Here is an 11973-nt window from a genome sequence, read left to right as displayed (position 1 = left end):
TTGACCTGTAGTCGCTGCCGAGGAACGAAGGCTGCGAGATTTATCCGCGTCGCTCGCAAGATCAACAGCTCGCAGCCTTCGTTCCTCGGCAGCGACTACAAGAACCGAAAGGTGAACAACCATGAACGCGATTGACCAGTTCAGAGAACAAACCCGCAGCTGGCTTGAGGCCAATTGCCCGCCCTCGCAGCGCAAGGCCATCCCTGAAGGCGAGATGGTATGGGGCGCCCGCGAGATGGAGTTCCCCAGTGCAGACGCGCAAGTGTGGTTCGAGCGCATGCGCGACAAAGGCTGGTTCTGCCCCGAATGGCCAGTCGAATACGGCGGTGCAGGGCTTAGTGACGAATACAACGCGGTGCTCGAGAGCGAGCTGCGCCGCCTCAAGTGCCGCCCGCCACAGATCAACCTGGGTATCTGGATGCTGGGCCCGGTGCTGCTGGAATTCGGCACCGAAGCGCAGAAAAAACAGCTGCTCACCCCCATGACCCGCGGCGAGGTGCGTTGGTGCCAGGGCTTCTCCGAGCCCAATGCCGGCTCTGACCTGGCCAGCCTGAAAACCTCGGCCCGGGATGCCGGCGACCACTTTGTGGTCGATGGCAGCAAAATCTGGACCTCCTACGGCGACAAGTCGGACTGGATGTATGCCTTGGTGCGCACCGACCCAGCAGCCGGTAAGCATGCGGGCATCAGCCTGATCGTGCTGGATATGCAAAGCCCGGGTGTCAGCGTTGCGCCGATTGATTTGATCAGCGGCAAGTCGGCGTTCTGCCAGGTCTTTTTCGACGCCGTCAAAGTGCCGAAAAGCCAACTGATCGGCCCGCTGCACGGTGGCTGGAACCTGGCCAAGCGGCTGTTGCAGCACGAACGCAAGGCCATGTCCAAGTTTGGCGAGTTCAGCTTGCCCACTCACTTTCATCTGCTGCCTCTGGTCAGCCAGTACTTGCCCGACCCTTCGGGGCAAAGCGAGTCGGCACTGATGGCGCGGGCAGTGGCCACGGCGATGAACGAGCACAGCTACAACCTGACCGTACAGCGCATGGGTGAAGAAGCCCGCGCCGGGCAGGACGTCAGCGGGTTGATGGCGATCATGAAACTGGTCCACACCGAACAGGAACGTGACAAGTTCGAGGTGCTGCTGGACGTCATGGGCTATCACGCGCTCGGCTGGGACCAGGGCACCTTCACGGGCCAGGAACAGGCCATTACCCGTGGCTGGCTGAACAGCTTTGCCCTGACCATCTCTGGCGGCTCGTCGGAAGTGCAGCTCAACGTTATTGCCAAGCGGGTCCTGGGCCTGCCTGACGTGAAGTAAGGAAACTCACCATGAACCTGCTTTACAACGAAGATCAACGCATGCTGGCCGACAGTGCCCGCGAGTTCCTTGCCGCGCGCAGCCCGGTATCGCGCCAGCGCGCCCTGCGCGATGAGGCCCAGCCGGGCGGCTTTGACCCGCAACTGTGGCAAGACGCCGTGGCACTGGGCTGGAGCGCGATTCCTTTTCCCGAGAACCTGGGTGGCCTGGATTTTGGCTGCAAGGGCCTGGGGCCGATTTTTCAATCCATCGGTTGCAACCTCAGCGCCACGCCGCTGCTTTCCAGCGTGGTACTCAGCGGTACGCTGTTGCACCTGCAAGGCAATGCGCAGCAGCAGGACCGCTGGCTGTCGGCGATCATCAGCGGTGAGCGGCGTGTAGCGCTGGCACTGGACGAACAGCCCCGGCACAACCCGACAAAAGTGGCGACGCAAGCCGTGGCCAATGGTGGCGGCTACAGCCTGAGCGGGGACAAGTATTTCGTTATCGATGGAGTGGGCGCCGACGCTTATCTGGTAGCAGCACAGACCGGCCCGTCGGGGCTCAGCCTGTTCCTGGTGCCGGCAGCTGCCCCGGGCCTGACCGTCAGCCCGTTGCCGCTGATTGACTCGCGCAACCATGCGCGCTTGCACCTGCATCAGGTGCAGGTCGGAGCTGATGCCTTGCTCGGCGCCGCCGGGTCGGCCTTGCCGGCGCTCAACAGAGCCCTGGACCGTGGCCGCGTATGCCTGGCGGCCGAGATGCTGGGCATGTCCGAAAAACTCTTCGACATGACCCTCGACTACCTCAAGACCCGTGTGCAATTCGATGTGGCGATTGGCACCTTCCAGGCGCTGCAACACCGTGCGGCACAACTGTTTGTCGAGCTGGCACTGGCGCGCAGCGCGGTGATGGCCGGGCTGGACGCACTGGACGACATCAGCCTGAGCGAGGGTGAGCGTCAGCGCCTGGCCAGCCTGGCCAAGTGGAAAGCGGGGCAGATGGCACTCAAGGTGGTCAATGAGGCGGTACAGATGCACGGCGGCATCGGCGTGACCGACGAGCTGGATGTGGGGTTGTTTCTCAAGCGCATCCGCGTGGCCCAGGCCTGCCTGGGCGATGCCGATTTTCACTGCGAGCGCTATGCAGCTCTGGAGCTGGCGCACGCTTGAGCCTGTAGCGAACTGTTCGAGTCAGGAGAATAACAAAATGAAACTTGAGCAATGGCAGAGCGCCTGGCAGCAGTTGATTGGTGCCGGCTCGCCTTTTGAAGTACTGACGCCAGCGGATGGCGGGGTGAAGTATTTTCGCCACAGTGCAGCCAGCGTCTGGGCCGCGATCGACAGTGGCCGCGTACACGGTGATCGTGAATTCCTGGTGTGGGAGCAGCAGCGCCTGACCTTCGCCCAGTTCTTCGATCAGGTGGACCGCCTGGGCGGGCAACTGGTGCAGCGCTTCGGCGTGCGCAAGGGCGATCGTGTGGCCATTGCCATGCGCAATCAACCGGCATGGCTGGTCGCGTTTGCCGCTATCCAGCGCTGTGGTGCGGTGTGTGTGCCGCTCAACAGTTGGGGGCTGCGTGACGAGTTGTTCCACGGCTTGCAGGACAGTGGTGCGCACCTGTTGCTGTGCGACCCGCCGCGCTTGCAACTGCTGGCTGACGACCTGCGTGCGCAAGGGCTGGCAACCCTTGTGGTGGGCCTGGACGACGGCGTGCCGCTGGAGGAACACTGTCAGCGTCTCGAAGACCTGCTGGCGGCACCGGCGCTGAATGTGCCGGTGCAGCCCGTCACGGCCCAGGACCCGGCCATGATCCTCTACACCTCTGGCACCACGAGCCTGGCCAAGGGTGTGCTGTCCACCCACGCTGCGGTGTGCCAGGCGCTGGTGGCGCTGGAGTTTCAGGGCGCGTTTTGTGCGTTGAGTTCGCCGGAGCGCATCAGCGTGGTGATCAACAGCGGCTATGCCCCCACCACCTTGATGGCCGTGCCGCTGTTCCACGTCAGTGGCCTGCATGCGCAATTTTTACTGGCCTTGCGCAGCGGCCGGCGATTGTTGCTGATGTATAAGTGGGATGTGGAAAAAGCCTTTGACCTGATCCGCGATGAGCACTGCACCCAGTTCAACGGGGCGCCGGTCATGATGCAGCAACTGCTGACCTCACCGCGCTTTGGTAGCCCCGACACGGCCAGCCTGTTCGGTCTGGGCCTGGGCGGTGCGGCCCCGTCCAGCAGCCTGCTGGCCCACCTGACCCAGCGCAAGCCTGAAGCCATCGGCGGCAGCGGCTACGGCCTGACCGAAAGCAATGGCATTTGTGCTGCGATCGGCGGCGACCAGTTTGTCTACAAACCGGCGTCGGCGGGCTGGCCGCTGCCCATTGTTGATGTGCGCATTGGCGACAGCCCCGAGCGACCGTTGCCCAACGGTGTCAGCGGGCTGATCTGGGTCCGTTCGCCGACCCTGATGAACGCTTACTGGAACCTGCCCCAGGCCAGCGCCCAGACCCTGCAACAAGGCTGGCTGGACACCGGTGATATCGGCCTGCTGGACGAGGAGGGTTTCCTGTACATCACCGACCGGGCCAAGGACCTGATCAATCGTGGCGGCGAGAAGATTGCCGCTGCCGAGGTCGAGTCCTGTGCCTGTGAAATGCCCGGTGTGATTGAAGCCGCAGCGTTTGCCGTACCCGACGATGTGCTGGGCGAAGTGGTGTTCTTGGTGGTGCGTGGCGAGCCGGCGTCAACCCCGGATGGCGACGCGGTGCGCAGCTTTATTGCGCAGCGCCTGGCGAGCTTCAAGGTGCCGGCGCAGATTCATGTCCAGCACACGCCGTTTGCCCGCAATGCCTCGGGCAAGACACTCAAAAGTGTGCTCAAAGAGCTGCTTGTAACGGCCTGAATAGTCTTAGTGGACGATGTACTCGCTGCTGATTGGCGAAGAATGGGTGCATACCCCCAGCAAGCCTTATTCGCGTAGGAGGCAATACATGAAAATAACAAGAACAGGCGTAGTGCTCGCAGCCGCCATGGCCGTCAACGTGGCCGCCATCGGTACGGCAACCGCCCAGGTATCGCCCGCAGAAGCGGCCAAGTTGGGCAAGGAACTGACCTGTGTCGGGGCCGAGCAGGCGGGTAACGCGGCAGGGACCATCCCGCCGTATACCGGCAAGTACCTGGGGGAAGTGCCGGGCTGGAACCATGTGAAATTTTCCGGTGACCAGCCGGTGGATCCCTACGCCGCCGAGAAGCCGATCCTGGTGATTACTGCGCAAAACATGGCCCAGTACGAAGACAAGCTGACCGAGGGCCAGAAGGCCCTGCTCAAGCGCTACCCGACCACCTACAAAATGAATGTGTACACCGGTCACCGCGATTACCGCTACCCGGATTATGTGTGCAAGCGGGTCATGAGCAACGCCTTGAATGCCAAGCTGGTCAATGACGGCATGGGCTTTGAAGGCCTGGGCCAGGTCCCGTTCCCGATTCCGAAAAATGGCATGGAAGCCCTGTGGAACCACCAGCTCCCGGCCCGTGCCTGGACCGAAGAAAAAACCAGTGACCTGGCCTCCGTGCTGCCCAACGGCAGCATTGGCTGGGGGCGCGCTTATGCCCGCAACCTGGCGATGGCCAACTCGCCAACAGTAGAGCCCAGGACTGAAGACAAGCTGCAGGCCATGAGCAACAACATGACGCTCAAGCCGACCCGGGACAATGGCACACTGAGCATCTCCCACGAACCCTACAACTTCGCCACCGACCCGCGTCAGGCCTGGAGCTACAGCCCTTCGACCCGCCGTGTCCGGCTGTTGCCGGGTTACGGCTACGACCAGCCGATGATCGGCACCAACGGCACCATGACCGTGGACGAAGACCGTTTGTACAACGGCTCACCGGAGCGCTACAACTGGAAGCTGCTGGGCAAGCGGGAAATCTACATCCCGGCCAACGCCTACAAGCCCAACGCGGGTACGGTGAAATACGCCGACATGCTGACGCCCAACCATCCCAATCCGGATTTGATGCGTTACGAGCTGCGTCGGGTGTGGGTGGTTGAAGCCGATCTCAAGGAAGGCTACCGCCATGTCTACGGCAAACGCGTACTGTTCCTCGACGAAGACACCTGGAACTCGGTACTGGCGGACAACTACGACGCCCGTGGGCAGTTGTGGAAGCACGCGATGATCAACTACTACTACCACCCGGACATGAGTGGCTGGCAGGCCGGCTCGCAGTTCTTCATGGACTTGAACTCGGGGCAATACACCGGCTACGGCATGACCAACGAAGCCAAGAAAGGCCCGATCCTCAACGAGGGCAAGTTTACCGCTGACCAGTACACCGCCGATGCGGCCCGGGCGATGGGACGCTAAACCTTAGGTTTACAGCGGCAAGCTGCAAGCAAAAGCCCCGCAGGTGTAATGCCTGCGGGGCTTTTTCGTTGGCTCAGGTCAGTGAGGCAAAAGTCATACCGGTGGCATGAACCACCTGGCGCAGGGTGCGCAGTGTGGGGTTGCCTTTGGGCGAAAGGGCGCGGTACAGGCTCTCGCGGGACAGCCCGGCCTTTTCGGCTGTTTGAGCCATGCCTCCCCGTGCTTCGACCACGTGGCGCAGCGCGGTCAGAAAACTGGCCTGGCCGCCTTCTTCATCGAGCTCTTCAATGGCGATGCGCAGGTATTCAATGGCAAATTCGGGATCCTGGCGGATCATCTCGATAACGGATTCGTCGTGATTTCTGGTTCTGTTCATGGCTTCCTCTTCTGATACTCGCGCCAGCAGGCTACGGCTTTCTCGATATCGGCCTGTTGCTGGCGCTTGTCGCCGCCCAACAGCAACAACACCAGCTTTTTGCCGTCTTGAGCGTAATAAAGCCGGTAGCCCGGGCCGTGATCGATACGTAACTCCCAAACGCCCCGGCACAAGGGTTTGCAATCACCAAAAGCACCCGCTGAAAGCCGGTTAACCCTGACGGTGATACGTGCCTTGGCTGTTCGATCCTTTAAATGGTCCAGCCATTGCTGGTAGTAGTCGTTACCCGTTTCGCTGACATAGTGTCTTATCTCGATCATAAGAAATGTAGCTTTGAAGCTACTCCTGGTCGATTTTTTTTAACCGCCATCTGCGGCTGTTCGTCTGATCAGACCCACATCCAATGTGATAGAGGGTGACCATCGGAACGCTAGGGCTGTGGCGTCGCAAGGGCAATTAGGACGGATCGCAAGGTTGTGCAGGTTTTTTTACAGGCGAGGCCTTTGCGAAGCGGCGGCGGGTGGCGGTAATGCAACAGGTCATTACCGCAGCCAGGAGGAGGGGGTAAGAGGGGGGGGGGTTACGCCTGCGACCAGACGGCCAGTTCGTAGCCATCGAGGTCGGTGAAGTGGAAGCGGCTGCCCCCCGGGAACTTGAATTCAGGCCGGGTGATCTGGCCTCCGGCAGCGCTGATCGCCTGCTGTGCCTGGGCCAGATCGTCAGCGTACAGAATGATCAGCGGGCCACCGGGGCGTACTGGCTCGCCGGTGGTAAAGCCACCGCTCAGGCGCCCATCGCTGAACTCGCTGTAGGTGGGGCCAAAGTCGGTGAAGGTCCAGCCAAACACGGCGCCATAAAAGGCTTTGCTGCGCGCGATGTCATGGACGTTGAATTCGATGTTGTCGATTCGGTAGTGGCGGTTGTCTGTGGTCACGGGCATCTCCTTATGAGGCTTAAATATAGATAAGTGACTGGCTGAATGCCATCCGGTTCTCTTAAGCACAAGAAGCGCGTGGCCATTGGCCAAACCAGTCAGCCACCTTGAGTGTTTTGACCATTGTTGCAGAGCCTTGCCGGGGCGATTATCAACAGGATTTTTCACGGTTCCCATCCTAAAAATAAAGACCGAGGGATTCTGCTGATGCGCGACTATCTGACTTCGATGGCTGATTTTGACTACCAGCGCACGGTCACCGCTGCCCTGGACGGCCATTTGACGGCCGTCAATGCCTGTGTCGAGTGCTGCGACCGTCACGCCTTGCCGGGGCGTATTGCGTTGTTCTGGGAGGGGCGTGATGCCAGCAGCGCGACGTACACCTTCACCCAGTTGCAGGAGCAGGCCGCACGCTTTGCCAATTTCTTGCTGGCCCAAGGCGTAAAGCGTGGTGACAAGGTAGCGGGCCTGCTGCCGCGTAATGTCGAGTTGTTGATCGTGGCCTTTGCCGCGTGGCGTATCGGCGCCATCTACCAGCCGTTGTTCACGGCATTTGGTCCCAAGGCCATCGAGCATCGGCTTAACAGCTCCGGCGCCGCCCTGGTGGTCACCGATGCGGTCAACCGCGCCAAGCTCAACGAGGTCATGGCCTGCCCGGCGATTGTCACGGTGGCGGGCGCCAAGGGGCAGGGCCTGGTACGTGGCGACTTCAGTTTCTGGGCAGAGCTGGACAACTACCCGGCCACCTGCGAGCCGGTGATGCTGAGCGGTGAAGACCCGTTCCTGCTGATGTTTACCTCGGGCACCACTGGCCCGGCCAAGCCACTGCTGGTGCCGCTCAAGGCCATTGTCGCCTTCCAGAGCTACACCCGGGATGCAGTGGGGTTGCGCCCCGAGGATTCGTTCTGGAACCTGGCCGATCCGGGCTGGGCCTATGGCATTTACTTCGGAATCACCGGGCCACTGTCGATGGGTCACCCGATTACCTTTTACGATGGCCCGTTTACCGTAGAGAGCACCTGCCGGGTGATCAAAAAGCTCGGCATCACCAACCTCACCGGCTCACCCACCGCGTACCGCATGCTGATTGCCGCCGGTGACGCCTTCTCGAGCAAGATCAAGGGCCAGTTGCGCGTGGTCAGCAGCGCTGGTGAGCCGCTCAACCCCGAAGTGATCCGCTGGTTTGCCGATGAGCTTGGCGTCACCATCCATGACCACTATGGCCAGACCGAAGTCGGCATGGTGCTGTGCAACCACCACGGCCTCGAGCATGCGGTGCATATGGGCGCTGCCGGTTTCGCCTCGCCGGGGCACCGCATCGTGGTGCTCGATGACAACCACCAGGAACTGCCCGTGGGCCAGCCGGGCATCCTGGCGGTGGATCGCAGCCAGTCACCGATGTGCTGGTTTGGCGGTTACGAAGGTTTCCCGACCAAAGCGTTTGTGGGCAATTATTACTTGAGCGGTGACACCGTGGAGCTGAACCCGGACGGCAGCATCAGTTTTGTTGGGCGCAGTGATGACGTGATCACCACTTCCGGTTACCGCGTGGGCCCATTCGACGTGGAGAGCGCGCTGATCGAACACCCCGCTGTGGTTGAAGCCGCCGTGGTGGGCAAGCCCGACCGTGAGCGCACCGAGCTGGTCAAGGCCTTTGTGGTGTTGAACCCCCAGTATCTGGGTGACGCGCAACTGGCCGAAACCCTGCGCCTGCATGTGCGCCAACGGCTGGCGGCACACGCTTATCCCCGTGAAATTGAATTTGTCAGCGAGCTGCCGAAAACACCAAGCGGCAAGTTGCAGCGCTTTATTTTGCGCAACCAGGAAATCGCCAAGGCTGAACTGGCCGCAAGTGCCAGCGTCAGCGCCTAACTCTCAGGAATCATCATGCAAATCGAAAACAAGGTTTTTATCGTCACCGGTGGTGCATCGGGGCTGGGTGCCGCCACGGCGCAGATGCTGGTCAAGGCCGGTGCCAATGTGATGTTGGTGGACCTGAACGCCGAAGCAGTGGCCGCCCAGGCCCTGGCGCTGGGCGACCAGGCGCGTAGCGCTGTAGCGGACATCAGCCAGGCCGACGCCGCCCAGGCGGCCGTGGCCGCTACGGTGGCCGCCTTTGGTGCGGTCAACGGGCTGGTCAACTGTGCCGGCATCGTGCGCGGTGAGAAGATCCTTGGCAAAAACGGCCCGCATGGGCTGGAGACGTTCAGCCAGGTGATCAACGTCAACCTGGTTGGCAGCTTCAACATGTTGCGTCTGGCTGCCGCGGCGATCGCCGAAACCACTGCCGATGCCGAAGGCGAGCGTGGGGTGATCATCAATACGGCTTCGGTTGCCGCATTCGACGGTCAGATCGGTCAGGCAGCTTATGCTGCATCCAAGGGCGCAATCGCCAGCCTGACCTTGCCTGCAGCCCGTGAACTGGCCCGCTTCGGGATTCGGGTGATGACCATCGCCCCGGGTATTTTTGAAACCCCGATGATGGCTGGCATGACGCCAGAAGTGCGCGAATCGCTGGCCGCCGGCGTGCCATTTCCGCCGCGCCTGGGCAAGCCCGACGAGTACGCCGCGCTGGTGCGCCACATCATTGAAAACAGCATGCTCAATGGCGAGGTGATCCGTCTCGACGGCGCCTTGCGCATGGCCGCGAAATAAGAGGTGTGAAATGACAATCAGTAATGATCCGGTTGTAATCGTAAGTGCTGCGCGCACGCCCATGGGCGGCTTTCAAGGCGACTTCAAGGGCCTGACAGCGCCGCAACTGGGTGCTGCGGCGATCCGCGCTGCGGTTGAGCGCGCCGGTGTTGCCGGCGATGGCGTGGAAGAGGTGCTGTTTGGCTGCGTGCTGTCGGCCGGCCTCGGCCAGGCACCTGCGCGTCAGGCTGCCCTGGGTGCCGGGCTGGACAAGGGCACGCGTTGCACCACGCTGAACAAGATGTGCGGCTCGGGCATGGAAGCCACGATTCTGGGGCACGACCGGCTGCTGGCCGGCAGCGCTGATGTAGTGGTGGCGGGGGGCATGGAGAGCATGTCCAACGCGCCGTATCTGCTCGATCGCGCCCGCAGCGGTTACCGCATGGGTCATGGCCGGGTGCTGGATCACATGTTCCTCGACGGCCTGGAAGACGCCTACGACCGTGGCCGCCTGATGGGTACTTTTGCTGAAGACTGCGCCCAGACCCACGGCTTTACCCGTGAAGCGCAGGATGCGTTTGCCGTGGCCTCGCTGACCCGTGCGCAGCAGGCGATCAAGGACGGCAGCTTCAGCGCCGAGATCGTCCCGGTGCAGGTCACGGTGGGCAAGGAGCAGCGCCTGATCAACGAAGACGAGCAACCACCCAAGGCCAATCTGGCAAAAATCCCGACCCTGAAACCGGCGTTCCGCGAAGGCGGTACGGTGACGGCGGCCAACTCCAGCTCGATTTCCGACGGTGCAGCGGCGCTGGTGCTGATGCGTCGCAGCGAGGCGCAAAAACGTGGACTCAAGCCCCTGGCAGTCATCCACGGCCACGCCGCGTTTGCCGATGAGCCGGGGTTGTTCCCGACGGCGCCGGTGGGCGCCATCAAACGCCTGATGAGCAAGACCGGCTGGGATCTGGGAACGGTCGATCTGTTCGAGATCAACGAAGCCTTTGCCGTGGTCAGCCTGGTGACCATGAGCGCACTGGATATTCCCCACAGCAAGGTCAATATCTACGGCGGCGCCTGTGCGCTGGGGCATCCGATCGGAGCATCGGGCGCACGGATACTGGTGACTTTGCTCTCGGCCTTGCGTCAGCAAAAGGCTACGCGCGGCGTTGCAGCCATCTGCATCGGCGGCGGTGAAGCCACGGCCATTGCCGTGGAATGTCTGTACTAAGGATTTTATATGCTGCCTACAGCAGAACAATTACAAATACGCGAAGCAGCAGGGCAGTTTGCCCAGGAACGCCTCAAGCCCTTTGCCGCCGAGTGGGACAAGCAGCATCGCTTCCCTCGCGAGGCCATAGACGAAATGGCGCAACTGGGTTTTTTCGGCATGCTGGTGCCTGAGCAGTGGGGCGGTTGCGACACGGGCTACCAGGCCTATGCGATGGCGCTGGAAGAAATTGCTGCCGGTGACGGCTCGTGCTCCACGATCATGAGCGTGCACAACTCGGTGGGGTGCGTGCCGATTCTCAAGTACGGCACCGAATCGCAAAAACAGCAGTTCCTGCCAGCGCTGGCCAGCGGTGCAATGCTCGGCGCGTTTGCATTGACCGAACCCCAGGCCGGTTCCGATGCCAGTGACCTGAAAACCCGGGCCCGCCGTGAGGGCGATTATTACATCCTCAATGGCTGCAAGCAGTTCATTACCTCCGGGCAAAACGCCGGGGTGGTGATTGTGTTTGCTGTCACGGACCCGGCTGCGGGCAAGCGCGGCATCAGCGCGTTTATCGTGCCCACGGACACGCCGGGCTACAGCGTGGCGCGGGTCGAAGACAAGCTGGGGCAGCATGCCTCGGACACCTGCCAGATTCTGTTTACTGACCTCAAGGTGCCGGTGGCCAACCGCCTGGGCGAGGAGGGGCAGGGCTACAAGATCGCCCTGGGCAACCTCGAAGGCGGGCGCATCGGTATTGCTGCGCAGGCCGTAGGCATGGCCCGCGCAGCCTTTGAAGCGGCCCGAGACTACGCCCGCGAACGTGTGACCTTTGGCCAGCCATTGGTTGAACATCAGGCCGTGGCGTTTCGCCTGGCCGACATGTCGACTGAAATTGCCGTCGCCCGGCAGATGGTGCACTACGCCGCCGCACTGCGTGACAGCGGCCAGTCGGCCCTGGTCGAGGCCTCGCAAGCCAAGCTGTTTGCATCGGAAATGGCCGAGCGCGTGTGCTCTAAAGCGTTGCAAACCCTGGGTGGTTATGGCTATTTGAGCGACTTCCCGCTGGAACGGATCTACCGCGATGTGCGGGTGTGCCAGATCTATGAAGGCACCAGTGATATTCAGCGCATGGTCATTGCGCGCAATCTTTGACTTGAGG

Annotated in this window: 11 protein-coding genes; 8 read left to right on the top strand and 3 right to left on the bottom strand. The window is 61.6% G+C overall.

What is annotated here, in order from left to right; all coding sequences use genetic code 11:
* Positions 1-121 precede the first annotated feature (121 nt).
* From BFC21_RS07575 to BFC21_RS07560, 4 genes are all read left to right on the top strand, one after another.
* Positions 122-1312, top strand: a complete 1191-nt coding sequence (locus tag BFC21_RS07575; protein ID WP_088377609.1) for an acyl-CoA dehydrogenase family protein — start codon at positions 122-124, stop codon at positions 1310-1312.
* An 11-nt stretch (positions 1313-1323) separates the two neighbouring features.
* On the top strand, positions 1324-2463 hold the full coding sequence (locus BFC21_RS07570) for an acyl-CoA dehydrogenase family protein (RefSeq protein WP_088377608.1): 1140 nt from the start codon (positions 1324-1326) through the stop codon (positions 2461-2463).
* A 37-nt stretch (positions 2464-2500) separates the two neighbouring features.
* Positions 2501-4189 (top strand): class I adenylate-forming enzyme family protein, encoded by a 1689-nt coding sequence (locus BFC21_RS07565; protein WP_088377607.1) that lies wholly within the window; start codon positions 2501-2503, stop codon positions 4187-4189.
* 88 nt (positions 4190-4277) lie between these two features.
* Positions 4278-5660, top strand: coding sequence for a DUF1329 domain-containing protein (locus tag BFC21_RS07560; RefSeq protein ID WP_177342579.1), 1383 nt, complete (start codon positions 4278-4280; stop codon positions 5658-5660).
* A gap of 73 nt (positions 5661-5733) precedes the next feature.
* On the opposite strand, the gene BFC21_RS07555 is transcribed toward BFC21_RS07560, so the two are convergent.
* From BFC21_RS07555 to BFC21_RS07545, 3 genes are all read right to left on the bottom strand, one after another.
* Positions 5734-6036, bottom strand: a complete 303-nt coding sequence (locus BFC21_RS07555; protein ID WP_016781251.1) for an addiction module antidote protein — start codon at positions 6034-6036, stop codon at positions 5734-5736.
* The gene (locus BFC21_RS07550; protein ID WP_120265885.1) at positions 6033-6356 is read right to left on the bottom strand and encodes a type II toxin-antitoxin system RelE/ParE family toxin; all 324 of its coding nucleotides are present in this window, start codon (positions 6354-6356) and stop codon (positions 6033-6035) included. The genes BFC21_RS07555 and BFC21_RS07550 overlap by 4 nt, the downstream gene beginning before the upstream one ends.
* A 260-nt stretch (positions 6357-6616) precedes the next feature.
* Entirely contained in the window at positions 6617-6976 is a 360-nt protein-coding gene (locus BFC21_RS07545; RefSeq protein WP_088377604.1) for a VOC family protein, read from the bottom strand.
* A gap of 201 nt (positions 6977-7177) precedes the next feature.
* On the opposite strand from BFC21_RS07545, the gene BFC21_RS07540 reads away from it, so the two are divergent.
* Genes BFC21_RS07540 through BFC21_RS07525 form a run of 4 tightly spaced genes read left to right on the top strand, consistent with a single transcriptional unit; the run spans position 7178 to position 11966 of the window.
* Positions 7178-8842 carry an AMP-binding protein gene (locus BFC21_RS07540; protein ID WP_086797510.1) on the top strand — a complete coding sequence of 555 codons (1665 nt, stop codon included), beginning with the start codon at positions 7178-7180 and terminating at the stop codon, positions 8840-8842.
* 15 nt (positions 8843-8857) lie between these two features.
* Positions 8858-9625, top strand: coding sequence for an SDR family NAD(P)-dependent oxidoreductase (locus tag BFC21_RS07535; RefSeq protein WP_088377603.1), 768 nt, complete (start codon positions 8858-8860; stop codon positions 9623-9625).
* A 10-nt stretch (positions 9626-9635) separates the two neighbouring features.
* Positions 9636-10829, top strand: a complete 1194-nt coding sequence (locus BFC21_RS07530) for an acetyl-CoA C-acyltransferase (RefSeq protein WP_088377602.1) — start codon at positions 9636-9638, stop codon at positions 10827-10829.
* A gap of 9 nt (positions 10830-10838) precedes the next feature.
* A complete protein-coding gene (locus tag BFC21_RS07525; protein ID WP_120265884.1) occupies positions 10839-11966 on the top strand; it encodes an acyl-CoA dehydrogenase in 1128 nt (375 codons plus the stop codon).
* The last annotated feature ends 7 nt before the right edge of the window (positions 11967-11973 follow it).

The sequence above is a fragment of the Pseudomonas sp. TMW 2.1634 genome (genome assembly GCF_001703595.1).
In the GTDB taxonomy this organism is placed as follows: Bacteria; Pseudomonadota; Gammaproteobacteria; order Pseudomonadales; family Pseudomonadaceae; genus Aquipseudomonas; species Aquipseudomonas fragi.
The sequence above is the reverse complement of the archived record's forward strand: the minus strand, read 5'-3'. Positions and strand labels throughout refer to the sequence as shown.